This window comes from Streptomyces antnestii, from assembly GCF_004005495.1.
Lineage (GTDB): Bacteria > Actinomycetota > Actinomycetes > Streptomycetales > Streptomycetaceae > Streptomyces > Streptomyces antnestii.
Window position 1 is genome coordinate 91,711 of sequence record NZ_RZYA01000014.1, and the last position, 13,755, is coordinate 105,465.

At 69.0% G+C, this 13,755-nt stretch carries 9 protein-coding genes and 1 pseudogene; 6 read left to right on the forward strand and 4 right to left on the reverse strand.

Features of this window, described 5'->3' with window-relative positions; all coding sequences use genetic code 11:
- Positions 1–369 precede the first annotated feature (369 nt).
- On the forward strand, positions 370–4,461 hold the full coding sequence (locus EOT10_RS26335) for a carboxypeptidase regulatory-like domain-containing protein (protein ID WP_127830928.1): 4,092 nt from the start codon (positions 370–372) through the stop codon (positions 4,459–4,461).
- A 238-nt stretch (positions 4,462–4,699) separates the two neighbouring features.
- Here the strand turns inward: EOT10_RS26335 and EOT10_RS42120 are convergent, their stop codons facing one another.
- Positions 4,700–5,038, reverse strand: a complete 339-nt coding sequence (locus EOT10_RS42120) for a transposase (RefSeq protein WP_223281206.1) — start codon at positions 5,036–5,038, stop codon at positions 4,700–4,702.
- Between the two features lie 359 nt (positions 5,039–5,397).
- Here EOT10_RS42120 and EOT10_RS26345 point away from each other — a divergent pair.
- Positions 5,398–5,619, forward strand: a pseudogene (locus EOT10_RS26345) (IS5/IS1182 family transposase); the annotation flags it as partial.
- A 14-nt stretch (positions 5,620–5,633) separates the two neighbouring features.
- Here EOT10_RS26345 and EOT10_RS26350 read toward each other — a convergent pair.
- Both EOT10_RS26350 and EOT10_RS26355 read right to left on the reverse strand, forming a co-directional pair.
- Positions 5,634–6,002, reverse strand: a complete 369-nt coding sequence (locus EOT10_RS26350; protein ID WP_127830826.1) for a hypothetical protein — start codon at positions 6,000–6,002, stop codon at positions 5,634–5,636.
- Between the two features lie 280 nt (positions 6,003–6,282).
- Positions 6,283–7,788, reverse strand: coding sequence for an extracellular catalytic domain type 1 short-chain-length polyhydroxyalkanoate depolymerase (locus EOT10_RS26355; protein WP_189492097.1), 1,506 nt, complete (start codon positions 7,786–7,788; stop codon positions 6,283–6,285).
- A 918-nt stretch (positions 7,789–8,706) separates the two neighbouring features.
- On the opposite strand from EOT10_RS26355, the gene EOT10_RS26360 reads away from it, so the two are divergent.
- Both EOT10_RS26360 and EOT10_RS26365 read left to right on the forward strand, forming a co-directional pair.
- Complete coding sequence (locus EOT10_RS26360) at positions 8,707–9,006, forward strand: hypothetical protein (protein WP_127830827.1); 300 nt, start codon at positions 8,707–8,709, stop codon at positions 9,004–9,006.
- Positions 9,007–9,071: 65 nt separating this feature from the next.
- Positions 9,072–9,614, forward strand: coding sequence for a phenolic acid decarboxylase (locus tag EOT10_RS26365; RefSeq protein WP_127830930.1), 543 nt, complete (start codon positions 9,072–9,074; stop codon positions 9,612–9,614).
- 4 nt (positions 9,615–9,618) lie between these two features.
- Here EOT10_RS26365 and EOT10_RS26370 read toward each other — a convergent pair whose 3' ends face one another.
- Positions 9,619–10,629: an Lrp/AsnC family transcriptional regulator gene (locus EOT10_RS26370; protein WP_127830828.1), complete on the reverse strand. Its 1,011-nt coding sequence runs from the start codon at positions 10,627–10,629 to the stop codon at positions 9,619–9,621.
- A 116-nt stretch (positions 10,630–10,745) separates the two neighbouring features.
- Here EOT10_RS26370 and EOT10_RS26375 point away from each other — a divergent pair, with 116 nt between their 5' ends.
- Both EOT10_RS26375 and EOT10_RS26380 read left to right on the forward strand, forming a co-directional pair.
- A complete protein-coding gene (locus tag EOT10_RS26375) occupies positions 10,746–12,179 on the forward strand; it encodes an MFS transporter (protein ID WP_127830829.1) in 1,434 nt (477 codons plus the stop codon).
- Between the two features lie 14 nt (positions 12,180–12,193).
- A complete protein-coding gene (locus EOT10_RS26380; RefSeq protein WP_127830830.1) occupies positions 12,194–13,405 on the forward strand; it encodes a M20 metallopeptidase family protein in 1,212 nt (403 codons plus the stop codon).
- Positions 13,406–13,755: the final 350 nt, after the last annotated feature.

Below are 13,755 nucleotides of genomic sequence, written 5' to 3' on the forward strand. Positions count from 1 at the left end.
GATCTTCCACGCGTGATCACATTAGCGGAATGTGCCGTGTTGTCCAATGAGTTGGCACACAAGCCCACCACACCCGGGCACCCCGCGGCCTGTGGACCGTGCACGCGTGCACTGGCGACATCCAACACTCCCTCCCTGGCGCATTTATGACAGGGCGTAAATGCGACCTCTCTACCTTCTTGCTGGTGGGCTCTTTATCAAGATGAACTTGAACGGCGAACGAAGGCGTCCGCCGTCGACCAGCGAGCACGCCTGCGGTCGACTCCAGGCACGTTGCAGAGGAGTCACACGTTGCAAGCCGCCAGAACGTTCAGAGGTCCGGACCGAGGGCGAAATCCCTCACGTCTGGCCGTTGTCGCCTCCGCCGCACTGGCGATCGTGGGTGCCGCGCTGCCCCTCGCTGCGACTGCGGGAGCGCAGCCGCTCAGTGCAGCGTCGAGGGATGCCACACCCCCCGTCGCGCAAGTGTGCAGCACTCCCAAGCCCGGTGACGTCGCCTGCTTCGCGATGCGCCGCACCGATGTCCCCGGCACCAAGGGGGTCCAGCCGGACGCGGCCACACCCAGCGGCTGGGGCGCCTCGGATCTGCAGAGCGCCTACAACCTGCCGGGCGACGGGGGCGGCGGCAGGACGATAGCCATCGTAGACGCGTACGACGATCCCGCGGCCGAGGCTGACCTGGCCATCTACCGAGCGCAGTACGGCCTGCCGGCGTGCACCACGGCCAACGGCTGCTTCCACAAGGTCGACCAGCGAGGCGGTACCAACTACCCGGGGGCCGACTCGAACTGGGCCGGCGAGATCTCGCTCGATCTCGACATGGTCTCCGCAGCCGCGCCCGATGCTCACATCCTGCTGGTCGAGGCCGACTCCGCCAACTTCGACGACATGGGAGCCGCGGTCGACGAGGCCGTCGCCCTGGGCGCCCAGTACGTGTCCAACTCCTACGGCAGCGGGTACACCAGCACGCCGGGCAGCGGCGAGGACCCCTCCGAGACCACTGCCTTCGACGCCCACTACAACCATCCGGGCGTCGCGATGGTCGCCTCTTCCGGGGACGCCTCCTACGGCGTCTCCTATCCTGCGGCGTCGCAGTACGTCACCGCTGTCGGTGGCACCTCACTGCAGAAGGACACCACCCAGACGCGCGGCTGGTCGGAGTCGGTGTGGCACAACGGCACCGGCGGCACGGGGTCAGGCTGCTCGATGTACGAGCCCAAGCCGGCGTTCCAGGGCGACACCGGCTGTGCCATGCGGTCGGTTGCCGACGTCTCCGCGGTCGCCGACCCGGCCACAGGTGTCTCGGTGTACCAGAGCTACGGCGGCAGCGGCTGGGCCGTGTACGGCGGTACGAGTGCCTCCTCGCCGATCATCGCGGGTGTGTACGCTGCGGCCGGCGCACCGGCCACGGGCAGCTACCCCAATGCGTACCCGTACCTCAACGTGTCGGCCCTCAACGACGTGACCAGCGGGTCCAACGGCTCCTGCTCACCGAGCTACCTGTGCAACGCCGGGACCGGCTACGACGGCCCGACCGGTCTGGGCACCCCCAACGGCCTCGCAGCCTTCCGCAGCGGCCCGCATGGTGAGATCGGCGGCACCGTCACCGACGCCTCAGGTGCTGCGCTGGCCGGGGCCACCATCGCCGCGGGCGACTACCGTGCCACCACGGATGCCAAGGGCCACTACTCACTCACAGTCAAACCCGGCACCTACGACCTGACCGCCTCCGCCTACGGATACGCCAGCAAGACGACCAGCGCAGTCGCGGTCGAGGATGGCGGGTCGGTCACCGAGACCTTTGCGCTGGATGCGGTGGCCCGCCGGACCGTCACCGGCAAGGTGACCGACGGTTCCGGCCACGGATGGCCGCTGTACGCGTCGATCACCGTCGACGGCATGCCCGGTGGACCGGTCTACACCGACCCCTACACCGGCGCCTACAAACTCCAACTCCCTGTGGGCAGCAGTTACACGCTGAAGGTCGCCGCGCAATACCCCGGCTACCAGGCGGTGAGCAAGGACGTCAAATCCGGGGATGACGCGCAGACCGTGAACTTCGCCGTTCCGGTGAACCCCGATCAGGGCACGGCGGTCGGCTACAAGCTGAAGCGTACGGGCACGGCCGAGACGTTCGACTCCACCACCTCCGCTCCGCAGGGCTGGAGCGTAGTCAATGCCGACGGCACCTACGGCGGATGGGACTTCTCCGACACCCGCGGACGCAAGAACCACACCGGAGGCAGCGGAGCCTTCGCCATGGTCGACAGCGACTACTACGGTCAGGGCAAGCACCAGGACAGCTCGCTGATCACCCCGGTGTACGACTTCACCGACGACTCCGCGCCCTATATCTCCTTCGACACCGAGTTCCACAACGCAAACCAGACCGGCAGCGTGGACATCACCACCGACGGCGGTGCCACCTGGACCCCGGTGTGGACCCGCACCACCTCACTGACCGGTCCGGCCCATGTGGAGATTCCGCTCACCAGTTACGCCGGCGCATCGGCCGTCCAGCTGCGGTTCCACTACGTCGCCACGTGGGGCTGGTGGTGGCAGGTGGACGACATCGCCGTCGGCAACCGGAACTACGTCCCGGTGACCGGCGGCCTGGTGGCGGGTACCGTCACCGACGCCAACACCGGTGACGGCGTGGTCGGCGCCACTGTCACGAACGCCGACGCTCCCGAGCAGTCGGCCATGACCGCCGCCACCCCGGACGACCCGGCGCTCGGCGACGGCTTCTACTGGATGTTCTCCGACACCGTCGGACAACACTCCTTCAAGGCGGACAAGAACAAGTACACGTCCGACAGCAAGGCCGTACAGGTGGCGGCGGACAGCACCACCGAGAGCGACTACGCCGTCAAGGCCGGCCGGCTCACCATCACCCCGGCTTCCGTCGACACAACCCTCGCCTGGGGTGCCACCGGCACCCAGCAGCTGACCGTGAAGAACACCGGAGGAGCCCCCGCCACCTTCAACCTCAACAAGGGCAGCGGAGACTTCCAGATCCAGGCCACCCGAGGCGCAGCCCGGCAACTGGTCAAGGGCAGCTACTCGCCGCTGCGGGCCCCTAAGTCCGCCACCGGCGCAACAGCCGCCCCCGCAGCCGCCGGTGACGCCTGGCAACCCGTCGCCGACCTGCCGGTGCCCCTCCAGGACACTGCGGTCGCGTCGGACAACGGCAAGCTCTACACCGCCTTCGGCTCCACCGGCAGCCAGGACAGCACCGCCCTGTACACCTACGATTCCACTTCGGGCTCCTGGTCCACGCTGGCCCCGTCGACCGACACCCGTGACGCCCCGGCTGCAGGCTTCATCGATGGCAAGCTCTACGCCGTCGGCGGCTGGAGCTCCAGCAGCGCGCCCGACACCAAACTGGAGATCTACAACCCGTCATCCGACAGCTGGACCACCGGCGCCTCCGCTCCCAAGGCCTACGCCGGTTCGGGCCACGCGGTCCTGAACGGCAAGCTCTACGTGATCGGCGGCTGCGCCGCCTCCAGTTGCGGCACCACGGACGCCTACGCCTATGACGCGTCCACCAACAGCTGGTCGCAGATCGCCTCCTACCCCGAGCCCGTCTCCTGGAGCGCCTGCGGAGGTATCCACGACCTGCTCTACTGCGCCGGCGGTTCGACCAACAACGGCACCACCAAGCACGCCTACGTCTACGACCCCTCCTCCGACAGCTGGTCCCCGATCGCCGACCTGCCCACCGACTTGTGGGGCTCGGCCTACACCGCCGCGAACGGCCTGCTCCTCACCAGCGGCGGCGTCGTCAACGGCAGCACTGCCCTCACCAACCAGGGCTTCGCCTTCGACCCGGCGGCCGGTACCTGGAGCGCACTGCCCAACGCCAACACCGCGCTCTACCGCGGCGGCGGAGCCCCGGGCTTCTACACTGTCGGCGGCAACTCCGGCGCCGGGCGGGACCCGGTCGCAACCGTCCAGGAGCTGCCCGGCTACGACCAAGCAGGTTCGACGGCGACCTGGCTCTCCCTCGGGACAAAGCAGGCCACCCTCGCACCGGGGGCCAGCACAACCGTGGTGGTCACCCTGGACGCCTCTGCCGCCGAGATCAGCCAACCCGGCACATACAGCACCAAGCTGAGCATGAGCACCGACACCCCCTACCGCATCCCTGCAATCCCGGTGACAATGCACGTCAACCCGCCCAAGACCTGGGGCAAGTACACCGGCACCGTCCTCGGCTCCGACGGCAAGGGCGACACCGTGCCCCTCGCCGGAGCCACCATCCAGATCAACGGCAAGGCGGCAAGCTACACCCTCAAAACCGGCAAGGACGGCAGCTACGCCCTGTGGCTGGACGTCCACAACAGCCCGCTCACCGTGATCGTGGCCAAGGAGGGCTACCAGCCCACCACCACCACGGTGAAGATCGCGAAGGGAGCGACGACCACCGGCGACTTCACGCTCAAGAAGACGCCCTGACCACCTGTTCCGCGAATTACAGCATCATCCTGTCCCACCCCGTGCGGGCCGGTCTATCGATCGGCCCGCACGGGCGCGCGTAGTTGAACCGTTCCGGTGCCTTCGGAAGGGACACCGCGAACGCCGTCCCTCCGGTCGCGACACCCTGTGCGTGCCGAAAACTCTGTCACCCTGTGCGACCTGCGTGTATTCGTGGATGAAGCCGCCGAGGCGGTCGCGCCGGATGACACACGATTGGTCATCGGTGGCGGGCGGTTCGGGCGTGCCGACACCGTCGGGGCTTCGTTGTTCGAGTGAGTGATCGGTGCGGCCGGTGTTTGTTGTGGTGGTCGGCGTACTGGTCGATGACGAGACGCAGGTGGCGCTTTGCGGTGATGAGGATGCGGTCGGTGGCCTCGCGGCGGCATGATCCGACCCAGCGCTCGGCGATCGCGTTCATCCGGGGCACGCCGGGCAGGATCGGCACCACTCGGGCGCCGACGGCGGTGAAGACCGCGTCGAAGCCCCGGTTGAAGTAGCCGGCGTTGTCATGGATCAGGTACCGGATGCCGTCGATGCGTGTGTCGTCCAGGCTCATCAGCAGGTTGCGGGGCCTGCTGCGTGGCTCATGCGGCGGTGACGCTGCGGGTGATGCCGGCGATGTGCACCCGCCGGGAGTCACAGGACGAACAAGTGCCGTAAAGAGGCATTGTCCACGTGGAAGACATCGACGGCGAGGATTCCCTGGGCCTGGGCGGTCAGGAACTTCGCCCAGGAGCGGTCGGCGCGCCGGGGCGCCGGGTCGACGCCGGTCCGCTGCAAGATCTCCCAGACGGTGGAGACGGCTACCTTCCAGCCCAGGTTGATCAGTTCGCCATGGATCCGGCGATATCCCCAACCGTCGTTTTCGCGGGCCAGGCGCAGCACCAGAGCACGTGGTGCCTCGGGCTTTCGATCCCGGAGAAGACCGACAGCCAAGCCGCCCGCCTGCGCAAGGGCTCACGCGGCGGACGGCCACCCGGTTTCGATGAGGACCGCTACAAGAAACGCAACACCGTCGAACGGGCGATCAACCGCATGAAACAGTCCCGGGCGATTGCCACGCGCTACGACAAACGCGGCTACGTCTTCCTCGGCACCGCCACTGTCGCCGCCATCGTCATCTGGCGGCGCACCTGAATACCGAAGAAGAACTACTCACCTATCAACTCCGCCAGTAGATCGGGGTCGCCTACCAGCGGCGCAAGCAGGCTCTCCACATAGCTACGGCGGGCCGCCGGTTCCATGGCTGTGACGGCTTCAGCGTGGTCCCGCAGATGTCGTCGAACCCTATCCAGGACCTCCTCGTGCCCGCGCGCGTCTCGCCAAGACTCCCACCTCGCGGCCTGTTGGGGTTCAGCCCGCATCAACGCCTCAAGGATCGCGTGCTGCGCGGCCGCGAGATGAGAGCTGCCGAAGAAGACGTCGTCGGGACCGTCGAACTTCCCGTTCATCACCATGCGATGCAGGGCCTTCAGATGCCACAACGAGCTGAAAGTCACCGAGACGGAATCATCTGCCACACCGAGATCATGACGCACCAGGCTCAAGACAGGCGCCGCAGGGCCGATACATGATCGGCCGGACAGGTCCTAGTTCAACGGCCTTTCGGGCATCGGTCCTTCACTCCAAGGCGGGGCCGGCGGCGCTGGAGCCCAGACCGGCAGACTCGGCTGGTGCGGCGGCGCCCGGAGGTGCGTGCCTGCTGAGCACGCCGCAGTTCGCCCCCATCACAGGACAGGTGACGACGTGCGGCGGCGGCCTCACCCGGTGAAGGTGAAGCCGCCTCAGCGGATGGGTCCGTCAGGACGGGCAGCCGGAATCGGCGATCACGAAACTGCCGGGCGAGGTCTCTTCCAGGGTGTGGGTGACGTAGACGTTGTACAGGCCCATGTTCTGGTTGGAGCCGTTGGCGTAGACGTAGCCGAGGCTCTGGTGGGCACGTCCGGCGGCGACCTGGTTGTAGTTGTTGTCGGTGTAGCAGTGGTGGGTGGCACCGGTCGTGGTCGCCTGCGCCCCGGTGGAGGACGCGCCCACGGCCCCGGAGCCGTCCACGGCGGCCACGGTGTAGCTGTACGTCGTGCCGGGGGCGAGCCCGGTGTCGGTGAACGACGTCGAGGAAGGCGAGCCGACCTGGGTGCCGCCGCGGTAGACGCGGTAGGAGGCCGCACCGTCGACGGCGTTCCAGGACAGGGACGCCGAGGTGTCGGTGGTGGCGGTGACGGTGAGCCCGGTCGGGGCGGGCAGGGAACCGCCGCCGTCGGTGGCGTCGAGTCCCCAGGAGTGTCCGATCCAGTACGAGGCACAGATGTTCATGTCCGGCAGGTACTGGCTGGCCGTGCCGCACTGGGTGGCCCCGGTGCCGGGATCGACCGGCTGGCCGTGGGACATGCCCGTGATGCTGTACGACTCGACGACGGCGCGGCCCGAAGCGTCCTGGTAGACCTTGTGCGGGAAACCCTGCACCGTGTCGCTCACGTCGGCCGTGGTGTCGGTGCCGTGGACGTTGGTCCACTGCTCCACGAGTTCGGTCATGTTCATCGGCGCGACAGTGGTGTCCTGGGAGCCCTGCCACACCGCCACCGTCGGGTAGGGGCCGCTGTAGCCGGGGTCGGCCGCGCGCACCTTGTCGCCCCACTGCTGCGCGGTGAGGTTGCTGCCGGGGTTCATACAGCTCAGAGCTTCGGTGGTGGAACGGGCGCAGTCGAAGGGAAGGCCGGCGGCCACTGCCGCGCCGGAGAAGACGTCCGGGTAGGAGGCCGCCATGACCGCGGTCATCGCCCCGCCCGCGGACAGGCCGGTGACGTAGACACGTGAGGGATCGGTCCCGTAGTCGGCCGCGGTCTTGTCGACCATCTGCTTGATGGACAAGGCCTCGCCCTGACCGCGCGAGAAGTCGGACGACTGGAACCAGTTGAAGCATGAGTTGGCGTTGTTGGCGCTCTTCTGCTGGGGCAGCACCAGCGCGAAGCCCCAGGCATCGGCCCACTTGGTCCAGCCGGTCTCGTCGTCGAACGCCGAGGCCGACTGGGTGCAGCCGTGCATGGCGACCACGAGGGGGCGCCCGGACGGCAACCCGTCGGGGACATAGCGGAACATCTGCAGGCTGCCGGGGTTGGAGCCGAAGCTCGTCACCTCCTGCAGGGAGGCGGCTTGCGCGGGGGCAGGGGACAGCAACCCGAGGATCAGGGCGACCGCGGACAGCACCAGCGCGACCGCGGACGCGGAGCGCGACCGACGTCCGCGGTCGGCAGGCCGCAGCACGCGTCGGAAGCCGCGCCGCGAGGAGTGGGGGGAAGCAGGATGCATCGTGCCACCAGGTGATCGCGAGGGACGGGGAGACGGACAACCCCCGGCCCTGGCCGCCCGGTACCGGACAGCGTTACGTGCCCCAGGAGTTACAGGGAAGTTACGTCCGGCCGTCTGGCGACAGTAATGGTGACGCGCCCCACCTCGAAGGGGTGTGGGCTGTGGGCCGTCACCGTTGCGCCACTCGGAAGGGCCACGACGGCGGATGATGTGCCTGGTGCCTGCTTCACGCCGCCGCCGTTACGGCAGGCGTTACGGCATCCCGATGGGTGTCCAACTCCACTCCGCACGCGCACAGTTCGCCGACCAGGTCGTGAAGGTCCTTGTCGTCCACTGTCCACTGTGCGGTTCCGGTTGTGTGGGTGGAGCCTCCGTCCGGACGCGGCGGTTTCCCATGGCGCTCTACCGACGGTCCGGTTCACGGGGCCGTCGGCACATACGTGACGCCCCATCAGTCCGTGGGTGCCATGAGACGTGGCCCTCGCCGCCCGAGCTTCAGCCGGTCGGTGCGTTCACGCCGTGGCCGCCCGCGCCCTCACCGCGTCCGCCGGATCCCAGCCAGTGCGCGGCGCCGAGGCGAGCAGCCCAGGTACGAGTACTGCTCGGATGAGGGCTATGGGCATCCGTTGTTGGGCGCCTGGGCCAGAGAACTCGTTGCGGCTGACACATCCCTTATAGAGATGTCGCACGGCAGATGTGTCGCCTTCCGTCGGCCCCCTCCACCGCGTCTCCGGCCGCCACGGAGACGTGGTGGAGTTTCGGTTCAACGTCTGATGGCGCCCGTGGCATCGCGATTTGTTACTGCCGAATAGGCAGGTCAAACGACCGCGTCCCGAGTGGTGGACGCGGCCGTTTCGTACCCCGTGCTGGATCCGTGCTGGATGGGCTGACGGTTCGTCACCTGTCGTCATCGCCGGGGTGCAGCGCTCGGACATCGAGGCCTTCGTGGCCGCGGTGCGCAAGAAGCTGGCGGTGGCCACGGTCGAGGACCGTATGCACATGATCGGCAACATGTTCCGCACCGCCGCACGCGACAAGCGCCGAACCTCCCCCGTTGGCTCCCGACGAGTGGCCGTCGGTGTCCTCGTCGATCAGGTCGAGGTCGACCTTGCCCTCGGTGACCATCTGCCGCAGGCCGCCTGGCGCGGGGTGAGCGGCCCGTCGGCGAGCACAGCCATGAGTTCAGCCGCCTCCTCGGCCCGCTGCGCCGCGCCGTGATCCGCGTGACCCGTACCGGCGAGAACCTCCCCGACCTAACCGAGGCGCAGATCGAACTGCTGCGGGTGGAAACCACCAGGCCCGCATACCCGACCACCGTCGAGCGCCCCGTCCCGACGCAGGACCTCTCCGGCGCCGTCGGCCACCGCTTCATCTACACGTACGCCAACGGCTGGCAGTACGAGATGTACGTCAAGAACGCGACCACCATTGACTACCGCATCCACACAGGCCACGTCGGCGGCCGCTGGGTCAAGGACCAGAGGGTCGACCTGGCGATGCTCACCCGGGGCGTATACAAGATCTCCTGGAACGAGCCCACCGGCACCTCGGTCTGCGTCACCGTCGTCCCCGCCGAGCGGGTCCTGCACGGCGTCATCTTCTTCCCGGACTGGATCAAGGACCACGGTGAGCGCACCGTCCTGTTCCAGAACGACCACCTCGACGAGATGCGCGCCTTCCGCGACGCGGGCCCGACCTACCCGATCTACGAGGTCCCCGAGTTCGCCCGCATCACGCTCGACGAGTACGTCGGTGAGGACGACGAGAAGGTCATCTCCGTCGCTCCCGGCGAGCTGCCCGCAGGCTGGTCCGACCGCACCAACTGACCGGCTACCGCCGCTGATCGCGTACCGCGCGACCTCGCTCGTCCAGTAGCTGACCCATCCGCTTGACCGCCCGGAGGCCGGTGAGCCAGCGCACCACCCGTACCCCCGGGAACTGCTCCGCCAGCATCCGCCCGAAGGGATGCGTGTCGGCCAGGGACGGGAGCCAGGCCGACACGAGCAGGTCGGCCTCGCCGACGCAGGTGGCGACCAGGCGGGTGTCCGGGCGGGCGCTCAGTGCGCGGGCCGTCTCGTCGAGCCGGTCGGCGGGGACCCGCAGCGCGACCACCGTCGGGACGGGCCAGCCCGCCGCCTCCCAGGCCACGTCGCAGCGGACGGCGACCCGGCCGGTGTCGAGGAGTCGGCGCAGGCGGCGGCGGAGCGTCGGCTCGCTGACGGCGGCGGCCTCCGCCAGCGCCGCGTAGGAGGCGCGGCCGTCGGCCGAGAGGGCGTTCACGATGCGCTCGTCCACCGCGTCGACCGCGGTGCGCGGCGCCGAGGCCCGGTCGACCGGCGCTGCGCTGCGCAGCTGGCGCACCTGGGTCGGGCTCAGTGCCCGCAACCGCCATTTGCTGCCCTCCTTGTAGAGCCGTGTCACCCAGCACGTACTGGACTGCAGCAATCCGTCGACCTGGGCGAACGGGCCGAGCATGTACGCGGCGAACGCGTGCCGGTCGGCCGCCGCGACCGTGAGATGGAGGTCCCCGTCGCCGGAGACGATCTCGACGGAGAGGACTTCCGGGTGCGTGGCGAAGGTATGGGCGATCTCGCTCAGCCTGCCCGGCGCGCAGACGGCGGTGACCAGTGCGTTCACCGGGTCGCCGAGCTGGCCGGCGAGGTCGGGGCGGTAGGCGGTCACCCAGGCGAGACCCTCCTCAGACAGTCGCGCCCAGCGGCGGGCGGCAGTGGAGGGGGTGATGCCGAGGACGTCACCGAGCACGTTCCAGGGCACCCGCGGGTTGATCTGCAGGGCGTGCAGCAGCTGCAGATCGGCTTCGGACGCGGTGACTGATTCCATCCACGGCAACGTAACAGGTGACGGATATCAGCTAGATCGGCACCCGTCACGGCTTCTTGCTGCACGGTGATCCGCAATTCCGACTGCCCCGCCGCCGTGCGCCCCAGGAGTCCCGTATGCCCGTGTCCCTGCCACCCCCGAAACGCGCCGAGGCCTCGGCCGCCGCGCCGGCCCGGATCGGCGCCGTCGTCGGTTTCATGGCCTTCGTCGAGCTGACCAGTGGCTTCTTTCAGGGCTTCGTGCCGCCGCTGCTGCCGTCCATCGCAGGCCTGCACGGGGTGTCGGCGGGCGACATCGGCCTGGTGGTGAGCCTGCAACTGCTCGCTGCCGCGGTGTGCGTGCCGGTGCTGACCAAGCTCGGCGACATGTACGGCCACCGGCGGATGCTCCGGATCGCGCTCGGTGTCGTGGTGCTCGGCTCGCTGCTCGTGGCGCTCGCCCCGTCGTACGAACTTGTGCTCTTGGGGCGGGTGTTGACCGGTCCGCTGTCGGCTTGGCTGCCGCTGGAGATCGCCATCACGCGCGACAAGGTGCAGGGCGACGCGGGCCGCCGGGCGATCGGGCTGCTCGTCGGCTGTCTGACCGGCGGGGTGGCACTCGGGTCGCTGATGGCCGGTCCCGCGGAGGATCTGCTCGGCGGGGTGCGTCCCGCGTTGCTCGTACTCACCGTTCTCGCCGTTCTCGCCTTCGGCTGCGCCGTGTTCCTCATCCCGGAGACGTCGGTGCGGGCCGCGCAGCGGATCGACGGGGTCGGGTTCGCGGGGCTCGCCGTGGCGCTGCTGCTGCTTCAGTACGGTCTTTCGCAGACGTCGAGACTGGGCTGGGGTTCGTCGACCGTGCTCGGGTGCCTGCTCGGCGGGCTCGTGGTACTCGCGGCGTGGGCGTGGTGGGAGCTGCGGACGGAGCAGCCCGCCGTCGATCTGCGCGTCATCGGGCACCGCTCGATGTGGCCGGTGCAGCTCGCGGCGATGCTGTTCGCCATTGCGCTGTTCGGGTCCCAGTCGCCCAATTCCACCTTCTTGGCGACGCGTTCGGGCGAGGCGGGGTACGGCTTCGGACTCGACACCACCGGCATCGCCCTCCTCACGCTGCCCAGCCAGATCGCCTCGGTGATCGGCGCCTCGCTGCACTCCCGGCTCGCCGCCCGGATCGGTCTGCACCGCACCATCGCCACCGGCGCCGCCCTGCTGGCCGTCGGATACGGGGCGCTGTGCCTGGCGCACGGCAGCGAGGCGGCCTTCGGAATCACCGTCACGCTGGTCGGGCTCGGCGTGGGCCTGATGTCCGGCGGCTTCCCTTCGCTGGTCGCCGAGCGTGCGCCCGCCGGGCAGACCGGGATCGCCGCGGGCATCTACAACACCGTGCGCACCTTGGCGGGCGGGATCGCCGGCGGACTGTTCGCCGTGGTGCTCAGCAACGTGCTGCTCGCGAACTCGCCGCTGCCGTCGGTGGAGGCGTACCGCCTGGTGTGGCTGACGTGCGCACTGTCGGGCCTGGTCGCGGCCGGGCTCGTCCTGCTCGCACGACGCCGTACGACCGACCGACCTTGAAAGGGACTTCACCGATGACGACTGAGCCGCTCGCGACGCAATTCCGGGACCGCGCTGAGGCCCTCGCGCCCGAACTCACCGCCCTGCGCCACGCATTGCACCGTGAACCGGAGATCGGGCTCGAACTTCCCCTGACCCAGGGGAAAGTGCTTGCCGCGCTTGCCGGCCTGCCGCTGGAGATCACCACCGGCAAGGCGCTCGGCTCCGTCGTGGCTGTGCTGCGAGGCGGGCGGCCCGGGCCCGCGGTACTGCTGCGCGGTGACATGGACGCGCTGCCGTTGCAGGAGCTGGCCGACGTGCCGTACAAGTCGCGGATCGACGGTGTGATGCACGCGTGCGGGCACGACCAGCACGTGGCGATCCTGGTCGGCGCGGCCCGGCTCCTTTGCGAATGGCAGGCGGACCTGCCGGGGACTGTGGTCTTCATGTTCCAGCCGGGCGAGGAGAGTTACGACGGCGCCCGATACATGATCGATGAGGGGCTGCTCGACGCCGCCGGACAGCCGCTCGTCGGCGCGTACTCGGTCCATGTGTCGTCGAACGGCCCGGAGTGCGGCACCTTCAGCGGCCGCGTCGGCACCCAGACCGCGGGCAACGCCGAGCTGAAGGTGACCGTGCGCGGCAAGGGCGGTCATGGATCGACCCCGCACACGGCGGCCGACCCGGTGCCGGTGGCGGCGGAGATGGTGCTCGCCCTGCAGAACCTGGTGACGCGTACGACTTCGGTCTTCGACCCGGTTGTGCTCACGGTCGGCCTGTTCCAGGCGGGTACGAAGCTCAACATCATCCCCGGCACCGCCGAGTTCGAGGCCACGGTCCGTTCCACCTCACCGGAGGCGATGGCCGACTTCCTGCCGCGCGCGGTGCGCCTGGTGCAGGGCATCGCGGGCGGCTGGGGCATGGCGGCGGACGTGGACGCGCACGAGGTGTACCCGGCGATGATCGCGGCGCAGGAAGCGGTGGAGCTGGGCCGCGAGGTCGTGAATGACCTCTACGGCGACGCCCGTTGGGTGTACTCCGAGCATCCGATCATGGCGTCGGAGGACTTCTCCCGGGTCACCGCGGTCGTCCCCGGCGTCCAGCTCGGCCTGTCCGCGCGCCCGGCCGGCACGGACGAGGCGACTGCGCCCTTCAACCACTCCGCGTACGCCGTCTTCGACGACGCGGCGCTCCCGAGGGGCGCGGCCGTGCTGGCCGAGATGGCGGTGCGGCGCCTTGCTCGGTGAGGATTTCGCGGGCGGAGTGGTGATCAACCTGGGGAAGCGGGCCCATGCCTGCGAAGACCGACTGCACGTGCTGCCGCTCGATACGCTGGGGCGCTGACGGTCAACCGCCTTGGCCGGGGCCGCTTCGTACGGGGTTCCGGTGGCTGGATCCGGGCTGGATCCGCGTTGAATCGCCAGCGTTTCCGCAGGCCAAATCCCTGGGCTGGATGTTCCGGTTCAATGTATGGGCCACGCGGTAGCGCCGATCCGGCGGTTTAGCAAACTGCCAGGTCAGGTGGGGCCGTCCCGGGTTCGGGTCGGCCCCGTTCGCGTACCGCTGGCTGGATGTTGGCTGGGTGGGGCTGAATGGG

Coding starts and splice junctions, on each gene's coding strand:
- EOT10_RS42120 (WP_223281206.1), bottom strand. CDS start 5,038: ATGAGCCTGGACGACACACGCATCGACGGCATCCGGTACCTGATCCAT.
- EOT10_RS26355 (WP_189492097.1), bottom strand. CDS start 7,788: ATGCATCCTGCTTCCCCCCACTCCTCGCGGCGCGGCTTCCGACGCGTG.
- EOT10_RS26370 (WP_127830828.1), bottom strand. CDS start 10,629: ATGGAATCAGTCACCGCGTCCGAAGCCGATCTGCAGCTGCTGCACGCC.
- EOT10_RS26375 (WP_127830829.1), top strand. CDS start 10,746: ATGCCCGTGTCCCTGCCACCCCCGAAACGCGCCGAGGCCTCGGCCGCC.
- EOT10_RS26380 (WP_127830830.1), top strand. CDS start 12,194: ATGACGACTGAGCCGCTCGCGACGCAATTCCGGGACCGCGCTGAGGCC.